Genomic DNA, 15061 nt, shown 5'->3' with positions numbered 1-15061 from the left:
GCTCGCGAAACCGGTGGTTGGCTAGAGTTTTGCAGAACTAGGTAGCCGGTAGATGAAATGGCTGAAATTTGCCGCCACCTGACTGATTGGGATGCGTCGCAAAAGCCGGTGGGCGGTGGTATCACCAGTCACCACCCACCGGCAGCGCTGAACTAGAACGCTTTTTTGCGCTGTTCGGTGATCAAGTGGATGAGCGCGAACTGTTTGCCGTGCTCGACCACCCTGAGTGCTTCGGCCACGGCACCGGGCACTTCGGCATCGGTTTCGACACGTATGCCGACGCCGCCGTAGGCTTCGGCGAGTTTGGCGAAGTCGGGGTTGCGCAATTGGGTGCCAGAAACCCGACCCGGATAACTGTGCTCTTGGTGGGTGCGGATGGTGCCGTACTCCTGGTTGTCCATCACGATCACCAGCGGTGTGGCGCCGTACTGGGTCGCGGTGGCGAGCTCTTGTCCGTTCATCAAAAACTCACCGTCACCGGCAATTGAAACCACCATGCGGCCGGGGTACTGCAGTGAGGCCGCTACCGCCGCGGGGATGGAGTATCCCATCGAGCCGTTGCGCGCTGAAATCATGGCGGCGTAGCCGCGGGTGGGGAAGTATCGGTGGGCCCAGTTGGTGTGCTCGCCGGCGCCGAAGGTGACCATGGCGTCATAGGGCAGCTGCGGGACGAGGTTGGCCATGAGCGTGTCCATCTGGGCCGGGCCGGCGCTGGGTTCAGGGTTCGGCAGGCGGCTGAAGTTTTCTTGGTAGATACGCAGCTCGCGGGTCCATGCGCGCCACGAGTCTTTAATTTCGAGGTCCATGCGCACTAGGTCGCGCACAAACACATCCGGTTTGGCGACGATTTGATGTGAGAGTGGGCCCGAACGGCCGCGCAGGTCGGGGTCGATGGTGACGATGAAGTTGCGTTGGTCCCAGTTTTGTCGGCTGGTGAAACCCGAGGTAATGACATCGCCCGGCACGGTGCCCACGAAGACGATGAGGTCGGTGTCAGAGAGCAATCGGTTAGAAAAATTTGGACGTCCGTATCCGAGCGGGCCAACGTAGCTTGGTGAGTCGAATGGCACAGTGCCCTCGCAGCGCCATTCAGCCGCTGCCGGCAGCTCGTGTTCTTCAAGCCAGCGGGTGAATTCGCGGGCGCCGGCGTGGGTCCAGTCGTTGCCACCAAACACGAATAGCGGGCGCTCGGATTCAAGCAGCGCGCGGCGCAGCGATTTCCAGTCTTCGACGGTCATACCGCCCGACGCCACCGGAATATAGGGGTGGATGGTGCCCTCGATTTCTTCCCGGATGATGTCTTCGGGCAGCCCCACCACTACCGGGCCGGGGCGGCCGGCTGCGGCGGCGAACATGGCTTCGGCGACGACTTCGCTGGCGCGGGCGGGGTGGTCGAGCACCATCACGCGCTTTGCCCCCGACGAAAACCACTGCTTCGGGTCGAACTCTTGGAAGGCTTCTTTTTCGCGGTGCTCAAACGGGATGAGGCCCACAAAAAGCACCATTGCGGTGGAATCTTGCCAGGCAGTGTGGAGCCCAACATGCGCATTGGCAGCTCCCGGGCCGCGAGTGACCATGGCAACGCCGGGTAGTGGCTGCAGTTTGCCGTCGGCTTCAGCCATATAGGCGGCGCCGCCCTCGTGACGGCAAACAATAGTTTCGATCGACGAGTCATGCAGGCCGTCGAGTACGTCGAGGAAACTCTCACCCGGAACAATATGCACGCGCCGCACGCCGTGTGCTTCGAGCGATTTCACAATGACGTGTCCGGCAGACATTCGGGTGGGTGTTTGGTGCTTGGCCGCGGTGACCGCCTCAACTGTGGGAATTGCTCCCGTCATTGGCTGCATGGTCTCGTAGCTGCTCATCGGGACAGTACCTCGCTGTACGTGGAAGGTGGAATCAGAATCCTTTTATTTTTGCACGTTTCTGCAGTGCTATTTACACGGAATGAAACTGATCAGCGTTCATTTATTGATCTATGTGGTGTGAGTGTGCTTGCGGTGGACATATTCACTGCTGTGGCTCGCTGTGATTTTTAGGGCGTTGCATCCGTATACCCCGCGGGGTATTATTGCGTGACGTTTTGGCTGCGATGAAAAAGGAAATGTGATGTGCCGACCGGTGACCTGTAAGGTGTGCGGCAAAACCACCTGGGCTGGCTGTGGTCAGCACGTTGAAATGGTGCGAGCTGCAGTGCCCGCTGGCAACTGGTGCTCGGGTAAGCACAGTGATGCTGAACGCGCTGCCGCTCGACAAGATCGCCGTGGGTTTTTCGGGAGACTTTTCGGACGCTAGTCTTGGCGCACTCTGGTATTCGATAGGGGAGACGAGATGACTGATGTGCAGCCGCAGGAAGCGGCGCGGCGCAAAGTGGTGAACCGGTTGCGTCGCGCGCAGGGGCAGCTCGCCGCTGTCACCGCTGCGGTTGAGCGCGGTGAGAGCTGTCGGGACGTCGTGACTCAGCTTGCCGCAGTGTCGAAGGCGATCGATCGGGCCGGATACGTGATTATTGCCAACTCGATGCGCGAATGTGTCGCAGGTCAAGGCGAGATCGAGCTCACCGCCGAAGAGCTCGAAAAACTTTTTTTGTCGCTCGCATAACCACCGGCCGATCTGAGCGGCTAATCGTGATCGCGGGGATGCCCTGGCAAATGATCGGGGTTGCGGCTCATGGTTTGGTTTGGATCAAGCGCATCCAGCCAAGCGTCACAGATGCGCACCAGCGAGGCCACATCGTCGGCCGAAATCGGATCGAAAACAGTTTCGCGCACTTTGTTGACGTGGCCGGGTGCGGCCTGGGTGAGTGCTTCCCGCCCTTTCGGCGTGAGTTGCACATCGGTTGCTCGAGCATCCCGGCTATTGGGGATGCGTTCGACGTAGCCTTCGCTTTCTAGACCGCTAATCACTCGCGAAAGTCGTGGGAGTGACGAGTTGGTGTGCCCGGCCAGCTCTTTCATCTGCAATTGCTGATCGGGTGCATCCGAAAGCATGGCGAGTGCGTAGTACTCGACATGGGTGAACTGGGCATCGTGGCGCAGCTGCGAGTCAAGTGCTGCGGGCAGCAGCTGCAAGACTGCCTGCAGGCGCATCCAGGCTCCGCGTTCTTCACGGGAGAGCCAGCGCGGTTCGGGAACAGCAACCATGCTCCCAACTTTGCCACAGCTCGGCGCCGGTCACGGGCGTTTAGCAGTCAACCGCCTTCAAACGGGGTGCGGTATCAGATGTCTCGGCGGTGGCCGCCTCAAAAAGCGGCAGGATGCGATCGTGGGCAATGCGCTGCATCTGCACTGAGGTAGAAGTGCGGGTCACCGCCTCGATACTCGCGATGCGGTCGATCACTCGCTGCAGGTCGGCGTTTGAGCGCGCAACCACACGCACCAACACATCCCAATCACCGGCCACCGTAACGGCATCAATGACCTCGGGAACCTGCAGCAACTCGCGATCCAAATGCTCGATGCCAACGCGCTGATCAATTTGCAGTGTGGTGAGCGCCGTCACCGGAAAACCGAGCGCGGTGGTGTCAAGTCGTGGCAAAATATCAATCAGTACGCCGTCTTTGCGCATGCGCGTGAGCCGCGACTGCACGGTGGGCCGGGCCACACCGAGCTCGCGGGCAATCTGCACCACGCTCGTTCCCGGCTTGCGGTCGAGCAGCTCAACAATCTGATAATCGAGTCGGTCCATGCGTCCTTGCACCTGCCTGTCGAAATTAGTGAACAAATTTACTCGCAAACTTCGACTTTCTTCAACAGAGTGATAAGTTTTTGGCACGAACATCATTCACATGTTGAGTGAGCAGTAGTGAAAACGGGTAGTTCGCAATTTCAGTCGAGTAGACGAAGGAGTCACTCATGCGTATTCGTAAGTTCATGGCACCCATTGCCGCGGTGGGTGCGGCGGTGCTCGCGCTCAGCGGCTGTGCGGGTGGAGCTGGCAGCGACGGTGGAACCGACGCCGCGGGAGGCGAAGGCGAGAGCTATCGCATCGGTATCTCGCAGCTCGTGCAGCACCCGGCCCTCGACGCAGCCGCCACCGGTTTCAAAAAAGCCTTTGAAGACGAGGGCATCAACGTTGAATGGGTTGAGCAGAACGCAAACGGTGAGCAGCCCACTGCGGTGACCATTGCGCAGGGCTTTGCCAGCGACTCGAGCATCGATCTCGTGCTCGCGATCGCCACCCCGGCCGCGCAGGCTGCCGCCACCGCGATCCCCGATCGCCCGGTGCTGTTCACCGCGGTGACCGACCCGGTGGCTGCCGACCTCGTTGACAGCGCTGAAGCGCCCGGTGGCAACGTCACCGGCACTAACGACCTCAACCCGGTTGCCGACCAGATCGCGCTGATCAAGGAGATTGTGCCCGAAGCCAAGACCGTCGGCATCGTCTACTCGTCGGGTGAGGTGAACTCCGAAGTGCAGGTAAAACTCGCCAAGGAAGCCGCCGACAAGAACGGCCTCACCATCAAGGAACAGAGCGTCACCCAGGTGGGCGAGGTGCCCACCGCACTCGAAGCGCTCGGCCAGGTTGACGCCATCTACGTGCCCACCGACAACCTGATTGTGTCGGGTATCGACTCGGTGATGCAGTACTCGACCAGCAAACAGATCCCCGTGTTCTCGGGTGACACCGGTCCGGTGGAAGAAAGCGGCGCGGTAGCAACGCTCGGCCTCGACTATGAGAAGCTTGGTTACCAGACCGGCCAGATGGCCATCCGCATCCTGCGCGACGGCGAAAAGCCCGAGTCGATGCCGGTTGAGCAGCTCACCGAGTTCGAGCTCGTGGTCAACAAGAAGGGCGCCGCCGACGTCGGCCTCGAGCTGCCGCGGGCGGTGCTCGACCGGGCCGCGACGGTCGTCGAATAATCCCCGTCGGGACCGCTTGCGACCCCGCTCAGTACTGGCCGGGCCGGAATTCGGCCCGGCCAGTATGCGAAAGGACTAACGAGCAACATGATTGGTGCGCTAGAACTCGGCATCATCTACGCCATCGTTGCACTCGGGGTGTACCTCACCTTCCGAGTGCTGAACTTCCCCGACCTCACGGTAGACGGCAGCTTCACAACCGGTGCCGCTGTTGCCGGGATGCTCGTCACTCTCGAAGTCAACCCGATTCTCGCCACCGCAGCGGCCTTCATTGCCGGGATGCTCGCCGGGACTATCACCGGGCTACTTCACACCTACGGCGGTATCGACGGCCTGCTTGCCGGTATTCTCACCATGATCGCGCTGTGGTCGGTCAACCTGCGGATCATGGGCTTGGCAACCGGTTCGCCCGGTACCGCCAACCTCGGTCTGTTGCGCAGCGAAAGTATGTTCACCCCGCTGCGGGAAGCAGGCATCCTCGGCACCTGGATGAGCATCCCCATTTTGCTTGCCGGCGTGATCGTGGTGAAGCTGTTGATCGACTGGTTCTTGGCAACCGATCTCGGTCTGTCGCTGCGCGCAACCGGTAATAACGAACAGATGATTCGCGCATTTGGCGTTAACACCTACCACACCAAAATTCTTGGTCTGGCGCTTTCAAACGGCATCGTCGCCGTCGGTGGCGCGCTCGTGGCCCAGTACAATGGCTTCGCCGATATCCAGGCCGGTGTCGGTCTGATTCTCATCGGTCTCGCCTCGGTCATCCTCGGCCAGGTGGTCGTGGGCAGCCGCTGGGTGTGGCAGGCCACGCTCGGTGTGATCGTTGGCGCGGTCCTCTATCGCTTCATCATCTTCCTGGCTCTGCAGTCGGGACTGAACCCCAACGACACCAAGCTCGTGAGCGCAATCATTGTGGTTCTCGCCCTATTGATGCCGAGGTTTGGCATCGGTAAGCAGCTGCGATCGGTGTTCACATCCGGTGGTAGAACCGCCAAACCCGACGCTGTTACAGCTACCGAACCCGCCACAAAGGAGGCCTAGGACATGCTGAACGTGCAATCGATTTCAAAAACCTTCTTCCCCGGCACGGTTAACGAGAAGCGAGCCCTGCGGAACCTCAGCCTCCATCTCGAAGACGGCGATTTCGTGACGGTTATTGGCTCGAACGGTGCTGGCAAGTCGACCCTGCTCAACGCAGTTTCGGGCCGGTTGTCGATGGACAGCGGCGATATTCTCATCGACGGTAAATCGGTGCGCCGGATGCCAGACTATCGCCGTGCAAAATACATCGGTCGAGTGTTCCAAGACCCGATGGCCGGAACCGCACCCGATCTCACCATTGAACAGAACCTGTCGCTGGCGCTCTTGCGTGGCAAGTCTCGTGGGCTGGCGCTAGGCGTTAACCACGTGCGTCGGGAACGGTTTCGTGAAGAGCTCGCTCAGCTCGACCTCGGCCTTGAAGACCGACTGACCAGCAAAGTCGGATTACTGTCGGGTGGTCAGCGGCAGGCCCTGTCGCTGCTCATGGCCGGGTTCACGCAGCCGTCGATTCTGTTGTTGGATGAGCACACTGCAGCGCTCGACCCTGCCCGTGCCGAGCATGTGACCAAGCTCACCCGCAAGGTGGTCGAGAGTGAGAAGCTCACGACGCTCATGGTCACGCACAATATGTCGCAGGCGCTTGAACTCGGTAACCGGCTGATCATGATGCACGAGGGGCAGATCATCTACGAGGTCGATGAAGAGCAAAAAGCCAAGACCACCGTCGATGATCTGCTCGAACGCTTTGCCTCAATCAAGGGCGCGGTGGTCGACGACAAGACCATGCTCGCGTAAGAGTCTCTGCCCTCTTAGGTGCACCGCACCGCAGGCAAAAACGCCGGTGGCCGCCCACTCAAACGAGTGTGGCGGCCACCGGGAGTTTTGCGCGCGAGTGCATTAGTGGCCCGCACGCATCCGACTAGTCTTCGTCGTCTTCGTCATCCTCGTCGAAGTCGTCGTAATCGTCATCATCCTCGTCTTCGTCGTAGTCGTCGTAGTCGTCGTCTTCATCCCAGTCGATAGTGTCGATCCACGAGTCGATGCGCTCTTGGGCGTCATCTTCGTCTTCGGCGGCCTCGATATCGACATCGCCGTTGCCCCAGATGCGGGCCTCGAGGGTTACCGGGCCGTCGTCGTTGGCGGCATCGTGAACAGCAGCTTCGAAATCGGTCGCGATCTGCTCGGCTTCGTCTTCAGATTCGGCGTCAACGATCAGTGCCGATACGACCTCGTATCGCATCATCACCGCGTACTTTGGCATCTCGGTTGCTCCTTGGTTGGTAGTGTGCTCGCTGCTCACTAATTATTTCGAAACTACCCCGTTCACGGGCCCGATGCCACTGAACCGGGCACAACATTCTGGAGTGTCGGAGGAAGTGGGCCGTAGCATGGCGGCATGCTTTCCCCAATCGCCGTGGCAGTAGCCCAGTTCAACCCATCACTCGACCGCGAGGCGAACCTCGAAACGATGAGTTCGTATGCGGCGTTGGCGGCCGAACGGGGCGCGCGCGTGGTGGTGTTTCCCGAATACTCGCAGGCGTTCACGGCGCAGCTTGGCGCTTGGATGAGGGAAGTTGCTGAACCCGATGACGGCGGTTTTGTGACCACGCTCACCGAAATCGCCAACGATCTCGAAATCGTGATTGTGGCCGGCATGCTCGAGCGCACTACCGAAGCCGAAAAACCGTATAACACGGTTGTCGCGGTGGGTGAGGGCCGGATGCTCGCCAAGAGCCGCAAACTGCACCTGTATGACGCTTTTGGCACCACCGAGAGCGACTGGCTGCAGGCGGGCGACCCACATGATGCACCGGCTACTTTTGAGATTGGCGGGATGCGGTTTGGCTTGCAGACCTGCTACGACCTGCGGTTCCCAGAGGTGAGTCGTCGGCTTGCAGATGCGGGGGCACAGGTGCTGGTGATTCCGGCCGAGTGGGTGCGTGGCCCGTTGAAAGAACACCACTGGCAGACGCTGCTGCGGGCGCGCGCCATCGAAAATACGGTGGCGGTGGTGGCTGCCGACCACGCCCCACCGGTTGCAGTTGGCCACTCGTGCATCATCGACGCGAGGGGTGTGGTGACCGCCAAGGTCGGTGTTGAGCAGGGCGTTGCGGTCGGGTGGATCGAACCCGATGAGATCGACGAGGTGCGTCAGACTAATCCGGCCCTGCGACTGCGCAAATATGCGGTCACGGCACTCGATACCGCCAAGTGAAACAGCCCCCAAGTACGGCCAGCTAACCTGCGCCCGCGATAGTCGAGCATCCTGATGTGCAGTTAACCGACTGTGCTCATTCAGTTACTGTCTATTGCTAGCCTGGGTTGGGTGACCACTGAGAACGAAAACGCAGCCGAAGATATATCGCGCGGTGCCGCCGAAGCGGCTGCCGCGTCGGCTGGTAGCGCCCCGTTCAACCTGGTGGCGGCCATAACTGTGGGCGATGATGCAGGCACCTCGCGACCCAACCAGGAAGTAACACTTGAAACAGCCGAGTTTGATGCGGTCGGGCAAGAAACTGAGTGGACCGTGGTCAACTGGGTTGAACCCGCCGAGGTAGAATCCGTCGAGGCCGAATCGCGCCGCGAAACTGGTTCGCTCGGTGTGACCGCGGCGGCTGCGGAAAACGAACCGAACAACAGCGCTGAGGCGCCTTCCGCTCAGCCACGCGATTTGCGTCTGGGCAAGCAAACCGCCGAGGGGCTCGCCACTATGACCCCGGTGGCGATGCAAACCGCGGCCGCCGAGCGCGACTACGGAGACACGATCCTGCAGATCAACGACGTCAGTAAGTCGTTCGGCGCGAAACGAGCGCTCAGTGAGGTGAGTTACGGCGTTCGGCAGGGATCATTCTCGGGCCTTGTAGGCCCAAACGGTGCCGGTAAAACCACCCTGCTCAACATCATCTCGGGCCTATTGCCGCCATCGAAAGGCACGGTGACGGTTGCCGGTGTCGACGTGTGGAAATCGCACCGCGAAGCCGCCGGTCGTATCGGCGTGCTGCCCGATCGCCTGCGCATGTTTGAACACCTCACCGGTGCCCAATATCTCGCCTATGTTGGCTCGATTCGCGGGCTCAACCGCGCGCAAATACTCGAGCGCACCGAGGCGCTCATCGACCAGTTTGAGTTGCGGTCCAGCGCCAATCGGTTGGTGACCGACTACTCGGCAGGGATGCGCAAAAAGCTCGCGCTGGCAGCCACGCTCATCCATTCGCCGCAGTTGCTGGTGCTCGACGAGCCGTTTGAAACAATCGACCCGGTTTCGGCCGGCGTGCTCATCGACGTGCTGATCGACTACGCCGACCGCGGCGGCACTGTGCTGCTGTCGAGCCACTCGATGGACCTCGTGCAGCGCACCTGTGATCACGTCGTGGTCATTGCCGGCGGTGAGGTGCTCGCCGAAGGCACTGTAGATGAGGTTCGTGACGGTATCACGCTCGAAGAACGATTCCGCAGCCTGGTGCGGGGACCTGAACAGAGCACCGGACTCGACTGGCTAGAAATTTCGTTCGGCTAATGGGTGCGGTAGTTCGACTTAGCTGGACATCCCTGCGGCAATCGTTGCGACGGGATGCGCCCGCGCGCGGCCGACAGCTGGCCGCACTCGCGTTGGTAATCGTTGCGGTGTGCACGTTCGTCGCGCTGAGCTGGCAGCTCGACGGCCCCACCGAAACCAATCGTTTCTGGCGGGCGAATTTGAGCCTGCTCACCGGCACAGTCGCGTTTTTGGTGGGCATGTTTGCCCACGCCGAAGACCCGCTCGATGAGCGGGCACTGGTACAGGCCGGGCAGCGACCGACAGCCGCCGCGTTCAGCGCACTTATTGCTGCACTGTGCTCGCCACGTGGAGTGGTGTGGCTGCTTGGTGGGCTTTTGACCGCTATGAGTTCGCTGCACGAGGGCACACTGCTGGCCGGTGGGCTGGTGGGCGTGTGCTTGGCGCTCATTGATCGCGCCGGCGGGGTGAGCGCTCGCGGACTCGTGGAATATGGCGTGGCACGCGAGGCGCGAGCCATCGGGGGATATGTCATCACCGGGGCCGTGGGGGTCGCGGGCTACACGCTGCTATTACTGCCCTGGCAAACAGCGATCGCGCAATTCGACGCGGCCTATGCCGAAACCGCCCTGTGGTTGCCGCTTTCGGGCGCGATGCTCGCAAATTCGCTCGATGACCCTGCAATTGCATCCCGCACGCTCGCCGTTGCAGCAGTGCAGCTTCTGGTGTTGCTGGTGGTGTTGTTTGCATTCGGTGTTCGCACCGGGCGTCGACTGCTGGTTGCGCGCTCCGATGGTGGCGCGAGTCGGTTCGGACTCATGGGGACGGCCGCCGGCGGCGCATCGCGGGCAATCGCGTGGCGAATTGGGATGGCATGGCTGCGCGATCACCGCTACGTGACGGTGATGGTGACCGTGATCATCCTGCCGGTGTTGATCGTTATTCCGCTGCTGATCGGTGGCGCCGATCGCGGCTGGATGGCGTTGCTACCGCTGCCGCTAGCAACCTTCCTTTTGGGCTGGGCCATCCACAACGATTTAGCATTCGACTCTTCGGCATCGTGGCTGCATTTCACCTCGGGGATGCGGGGGAGCGCCGATCGTTTCGGTCGGGCACTGCCATCGCTCATTATGGGCATTGTGACGGTGATCGGTGGCGTGGCATTTTTGGGGCTGTTCGTCAACGGCTGGCCACAGGCGTTTGCCACGGGCGCGGTTGCGTTGGCGCTACTGCTGGTATCGCTCGGAGGATCTTCGATCATGTCGGTGGTGGTGCCATATGCCGTGGCTCGACCGGGTGACCCGCCGCTAAGCCAGCCGATTCGTTCGTGGGGCGCGGCCGTTCTTGCGCATCCGGTTGCCGGTATCGTCGAGGCCGCCCTGTGCCTGCCGGTGATTCTGACGGCAATTCGCGCGATCAACGAATCATCGTGGGGATATGTGGGCCTGGCGACCGCGCTGGCAATCGGTATCGGCACGGTATGTCTGTGGGGTGGAGTCGCGATCGGCGGCAAGCTCTACGAGCGCCGGGCCGTGCAGCTGCTGCACTTTGCCCAACAAAACTAGCCGCGCATCCGAACCCACCGCCAGGCCGAGTGTGTCACGCCTAGAATGGCACCATGACAAACGCCCCTCTCGAAACTGATGCACCCGCCGGCGGCACTGCCGTGCTCGATCGCGAACTGGAGGAGCTGCTCGAAGATCAGCAGTATGACGATGGCGATCACGATAAGTTCGCGCACTACGTCCGCAAAGAAAAAATCGTTGAATCAGCGGTTACGGGCAAAGCCGTGCGCGCACTGTGCGGCAAAAAATGGAAGCCAAACGCTAACCCCGACCGCTTCCCAATCTGCCCCGATTGCAAACGCATCTACGAAATGATGCGTGACGAGTAGCGTTATTGGCTGCAAAGTGGCGGCGTGGAGCAACTTCCACGCCGCCACTTCTTATTTGCAAACCGGCCCTAGTCGCGCTCCATCGTGCCATCGGGATGCACAAAATAGGTGTTAATCGCCGGATCACCCTTACCCAAACGCCTGGCCGTGCGGGGAAGCTCACGCAATACCGCAGCGCAGTGTTCGCGGGCGGCCTGCACACCCTCGGCGCCGGTATATTCGGTGGCAATTTCACCGTCGGTGACCAAGTCAACAAACAGTGGCCGATCGTCCGCATCCCCAACCGGTAGCCCACCGACCGAAATCAGTTCACCGGTGGCAACGCCCCGTTCATCGCGCCGCCGCACCGCATATTTCATGCCGCCAATCGAGCGCTTGCCCGGCGAAGCCTTCGCAACCGGCACCCACTCACCGGCATCATCGCGGCGGGCAACCAGCTTGTACACCATGCCGGAGGCAACCGCACCCGAACCCGTGACCACGCTCGTTCCCACGCCATACGAGTCGACCGGCGAGGCCGCCAGCGCTGCGATAGCGAACTCATCCAGGTCGTTGGTGACAGTGATCTTGGTGCTGGTTGCGCCCAGATCATCCAGCTGTTCACGCACCTCGCGCACTAGCACCGGAAGGTCACCCGAATCGAGTCGCACACCGCCCAGTTCGGGGCCGGCCACCTCGATCGCGGTGCGTACCGCGGACGCAACATCATAGGTGTCGATCAGCAGGGTGGTGTCGGTGCCGAGCGCTGCGATCTGCGCAGCGAACGCATCCCGTTCACTATCGTGTAGCAGCGTCCAAGAGTGGGCCGCGGTGCCCATCGTCGGAACCCCGTAGCTGCGGCCCGCCTCGAGGTTCGAGGTGGCGGCAAAACCCGCAATATAGGCGGCTCGGGCAGCAGCAACTGCTGACCGCTCGCCCGTGCGGCGCGACCCCATCTCGGCAAGCGGGCGGCTATCAGCGGCACCCACCATGCGGGCAGCAGCCGACGCCACAGCCGAGTCGTAGTTGTAGATGCTCAGCAGCAGCGTCTCGAGAACCACACCCTCGGCGAAGGTTGAACGCACCTCCAGCAGCGGCGATTGCGGGAAATACACCTCGCCCTCGCGGTAGCCGCGAATCGAACCCGAAAACCGGTAGTTTGCTAGCCAGTCGAGGGTCGCATCCGAAACCACCCGCTGCTCGCGCAAAAACTCGAGTTCGGCATCCTCAAACCGGAAGTGCGCGAGCTGCTCAAGCGCCCGCCCCACACCCGCGACAATGCCATAGCGGCGATCATTGGGGAGCTTGCGGGCAAACAGCTCGAACACACACTCGCGATCAGCGGTGCCATCCTGCAGTGCGGCATCGACCATGGTGAGTTCGTAGTGATCGGTTAGCAGCGCGGTGGATGCGGGAACCGGGCCGGATGGGGAGGTGTGCGAATTAGCCTGCGACATATCAAAACTCTAGCGCTTGTCGCCGAACGAGCAGCCGATAACCGGACGTGCGACGTAAGATGGTCGGCTGTGAGTAGCGCACCCATTGGAATTTTTGACTCGGGCGTCGGCGGATTGACGGTGGCCCGAGAGATCCGGGCGCAGCTGCCTCACGAATCAATCACCTATGTGGGCGATACCCTGCACACCCCTTATGGGTCAAAAACAATTGCCGATGTGCGGCGCTGGTCGCTCGAAATTCTCGACGAGCTCGCCAATGAAGGCGCCAAAATGCTCGTTATCGCCTGCAATACCGCCTCGGCAGCGGTGCTGCGCGACGCCCGCGAACGCTACGACATACCCGTGATCGAGGTGATCGCACCGGCCGTGCGCGCGGCGGTGCGCGCCACCCGCTCGGGTCGGGTGGGTGTGATCGGCACTGAGGCAACCATCGCATCCGGTGCCTATCAGGATGCGTTCGCGGCCGCGGTTGATCTGAAACTGAGCGCGCAAGCCTGCCCAGCCTTTGTCGATTTTGTGGAGCGCGGCGACACCACCTCAAATGAACTGGTGCGCGTAGCCACCGAATATCTCGCGCCGCTGCAGGATGCCCAAGTCGACACCGTCGTGCTCGGCTGCACTCACTATCCCTATCTCAAGGGTGTGCTCGGCTATGTGCTCGGGCCCGAGGTGCAACTCGTGTCGAGCGATGTCGAAACTGCAAAGGATGTGTACCGATCACTGCTCGAACACCGGCTGTTAAACGATACGAGTACGGTGCCGAAATACAACTATCGCGCCACCGGAGCGAACACCGCCGCCTTCCGAACCCTGGCAAACCACTTTTTGGGTGCCAGTGTCGAACACGTCGAATTACTCCGCACCGGCGCAATCACACTGCCGGAACCGACCGAGAACCTGCACGGTGCCGCCGCTACGGTCACCGAAACCGATGGAGAGGAAACTGCGCAATGACCAAAAAGCGTGCCGACGGACGTGCCGCCAACGAACTGCGACCAATCACGATTGAACGAGGCTGGAGCGAGCAGGCTGAAGGGTCGGCGTTGATCTCGTTTGGCCGCACCCGCGTGCTGTGCACCGCATCCTTCACCGCAGGTGTTCCCAAGTGGCTCACCGGACAGGGCCGCGGTTGGGTGACCGCCGAATACGCCATGCTGCCGCGCGCCACCAATGAACGCAGCCAGCGCGAGTCGGTGAAGGGGAAAATCGGTGGCCGCACACACGAGATTTCACGGCTGATCGGCCGTTCGCTGCGCGCCGCGATCGACACCGAGGCGCTGGGCGAAAACACCATCGTGGTCGACTGCGATGTGCTGCAGGCCGATGGTGGCACCCGCACTGCCGCCATCACCGGCGCGTTCGTGGCTCTGGCCGACTCGATCGAGTGGGCGCGCCGCAAAAAACTCATTGGCCGCAAAGCTGAGGTGCTCACCGACACGGTTGCCGCGATCTCAGTGGGCATCATCGACGGGACACCCATGCTCGATTTGCCCTACGAAGAGGATGTGCGCGCCGAAACCGATATGAACGTGGTGATGACTGGCAGCGGAAAATTCGTTGAGGTGCAGGGCACCGCTGAGGGAGTGCCATTCGATCGAGGCGAATTGGATGCGCTGCTCGACCTGGCACTGCACGGCAACAAAGAACTCGTGCGCATCCAGCAGGAAGTGCTCGCCCGATGAGCGCCGAGGTGGCCGGACCGCGGCAGATTGTGTTCGCGTCGCGTAATGCCCACAAGCTCGCCGAACTGCGACGCATCCTGGCCCCGGTGCTCGACGAGCTCGGGCTGGAATTGATCGGCGACACCGGCGCCGGCCCCGTCGAAAACGGGCTGACATTTGAAGAAAACGCGCTGATTAAAGCGCGGGATGCGGCAGAGCGCACCGGTCTGCCCGCAATCGCTGACGATTCGGGACTGTGCGTGGATGCGATGGGCGGATCCCCAGGTATTCTCTCGGCACGCTGGTCGGGGCCGGGGCGTGACGATGCTGATAATGTCGACCTGCTGCTGTGGCAGCTCGCCGATATCCCCGACGGCGCGCGCGCCGCCAAGTTTGTGTGCGCAGCTGCGCTCGTGGTGCCGAATACGGAAGAGATCGCGGTGCGCGGGGAATGGCCCGGATCAGTGCTGCGCGAGCGCCACGGAACCGGTGGGTTCGGATACGACCCGATCTTCCTACCCGAGGGAGAGACGCGCGCGGCGGCCCAACTCAGCGCCGAAGAAAAGAATGCTGTGAGCCACCGGAACCGGGCGTTTGTGGCGCTCGCGGCGCAGCTACGGAGTGTGCTTGCGGGGTAGTGCGCTGGCGTTTTGGTAGTGCGCTGCTAC

The 15061-nt window shown here is 61.5% G+C and carries 16 protein-coding genes; 11 read left to right on the top strand and 5 right to left on the bottom strand.

Annotated elements, in window-relative coordinates; all coding sequences use genetic code 11:
- Positions 1-152: 152 nt before the first annotated feature.
- Positions 153-1841, bottom strand: coding sequence for a thiamine pyrophosphate-dependent enzyme (locus tag PV375_RS04715; RefSeq protein ID WP_332106486.1), 1689 nt, complete (start codon positions 1839-1841; stop codon positions 153-155).
- Positions 1842-2334: 493 nt separating this feature from the next.
- On the opposite strand from PV375_RS04715, the gene PV375_RS04705 reads away from it, so the two are divergent.
- On the top strand, positions 2335-2604 hold the full coding sequence (locus PV375_RS04705) for a metal-sensitive transcriptional regulator (protein ID WP_332106350.1): 270 nt from the start codon (positions 2335-2337) through the stop codon (positions 2602-2604).
- 20 nt (positions 2605-2624) lie between these two features.
- Here the strand turns inward: PV375_RS04705 and PV375_RS04700 are convergent, their stop codons facing one another.
- On the bottom strand, positions 2625-3146 hold the full coding sequence (locus PV375_RS04700; protein ID WP_332106349.1) for a MarR family winged helix-turn-helix transcriptional regulator: 522 nt from the start codon (positions 3144-3146) through the stop codon (positions 2625-2627).
- A 40-nt stretch (positions 3147-3186) separates the two neighbouring features.
- Positions 3187-3690, bottom strand: a complete 504-nt coding sequence (locus tag PV375_RS04695; protein ID WP_201517188.1) for an Lrp/AsnC family transcriptional regulator — start codon at positions 3688-3690, stop codon at positions 3187-3189.
- Between the two features lie 167 nt (positions 3691-3857).
- Between PV375_RS04695 and PV375_RS04690 the strand changes: the two genes are divergently transcribed.
- From PV375_RS04690 to PV375_RS04680, 3 genes are all read left to right on the top strand, one after another.
- On the top strand, positions 3858-4865 hold the full coding sequence (locus tag PV375_RS04690) for an ABC transporter substrate-binding protein (protein ID WP_332106348.1): 1008 nt from the start codon (positions 3858-3860) through the stop codon (positions 4863-4865).
- Between the two features lie 87 nt (positions 4866-4952).
- Positions 4953-5906, top strand: coding sequence for an ABC transporter permease (locus tag PV375_RS04685; RefSeq protein ID WP_332106347.1), 954 nt, complete (start codon positions 4953-4955; stop codon positions 5904-5906).
- A gap of 3 nt (positions 5907-5909) precedes the next feature.
- The gene (locus PV375_RS04680; protein WP_332106346.1) at positions 5910-6701 is read left to right on the top strand and encodes an ABC transporter ATP-binding protein; all 792 of its coding nucleotides are present in this window, start codon (positions 5910-5912) and stop codon (positions 6699-6701) included.
- A gap of 124 nt (positions 6702-6825) precedes the next feature.
- Here PV375_RS04680 and PV375_RS04675 read toward each other — a convergent pair whose 3' ends face one another.
- A complete protein-coding gene (locus PV375_RS04675) occupies positions 6826-7167 on the bottom strand; it encodes a hypothetical protein (RefSeq protein ID WP_332106345.1) in 342 nt (113 codons plus the stop codon).
- Positions 7168-7302: 135 nt separating this feature from the next.
- On the opposite strand from PV375_RS04675, the gene PV375_RS04670 reads away from it, so the two are divergent.
- The 4 genes from PV375_RS04670 (at position 7303) to PV375_RS04655 (ending at position 11296) form a co-directional block, all read left to right on the top strand.
- Positions 7303-8121, top strand: coding sequence for a carbon-nitrogen hydrolase family protein (locus tag PV375_RS04670; protein WP_332106344.1), 819 nt, complete (start codon positions 7303-7305; stop codon positions 8119-8121).
- 111 nt (positions 8122-8232) lie between these two features.
- Positions 8233-9423, top strand: coding sequence for an ABC transporter ATP-binding protein (locus PV375_RS04665; RefSeq protein WP_332106343.1), 1191 nt, complete (start codon positions 8233-8235; stop codon positions 9421-9423).
- Positions 9423-10967, top strand: coding sequence for a hypothetical protein (locus tag PV375_RS04660; protein WP_332106342.1), 1545 nt, complete (start codon positions 9423-9425; stop codon positions 10965-10967). Before PV375_RS04665 ends, PV375_RS04660 begins: the two co-directional genes overlap by 1 nt.
- Positions 10968-11020: 53 nt before the next feature.
- On the top strand, positions 11021-11296 hold the full coding sequence (locus PV375_RS04655; protein ID WP_201517181.1) for a DUF3039 domain-containing protein: 276 nt from the start codon (positions 11021-11023) through the stop codon (positions 11294-11296).
- 68 nt (positions 11297-11364) lie between these two features.
- Here the strand turns inward: PV375_RS04655 and PV375_RS04650 are convergent, their stop codons facing one another.
- Positions 11365-12732: a nicotinate phosphoribosyltransferase gene (locus PV375_RS04650; protein WP_332106341.1), complete on the bottom strand. Its 1368-nt coding sequence runs from the start codon at positions 12730-12732 to the stop codon at positions 11365-11367.
- A 69-nt stretch (positions 12733-12801) separates the two neighbouring features.
- Between PV375_RS04650 and murI the strand changes: the two genes are divergently transcribed.
- The 3 genes from murI to rdgB are packed head-to-tail and all read left to right on the top strand — an operon-like array spanning position 12802 to position 15031.
- On the top strand, positions 12802-13686 hold the full coding sequence (gene murI, locus PV375_RS04645) for a glutamate racemase (RefSeq protein WP_332106340.1): 885 nt from the start codon (positions 12802-12804) through the stop codon (positions 13684-13686).
- Positions 13683-14414 (top strand): ribonuclease PH, encoded by a 732-nt coding sequence (gene rph, locus PV375_RS04640; protein WP_201613672.1) that lies wholly within the window; start codon positions 13683-13685, stop codon positions 14412-14414. Before murI ends, rph begins: the two co-directional genes overlap by 4 nt.
- Positions 14411-15031: an RdgB/HAM1 family non-canonical purine NTP pyrophosphatase gene (gene rdgB, locus PV375_RS04635; protein WP_332106339.1), complete on the top strand. Its 621-nt coding sequence runs from the start codon at positions 14411-14413 to the stop codon at positions 15029-15031. Before rph ends, rdgB begins: the two co-directional genes overlap by 4 nt.
- Positions 15032-15061: the final 30 nt, after the last annotated feature.

Origin of the sequence: Gulosibacter sp. GYB002 (genome assembly GCF_036577665.1) — a bacterium.
GTDB lineage: Bacteria > Actinomycetota > Actinomycetes > Actinomycetales > Microbacteriaceae > Gulosibacter > Gulosibacter hominis.
Note: the sequence above shows the minus strand (reverse complement) of the source record. Positions and strands in the feature narration are given on the sequence as shown.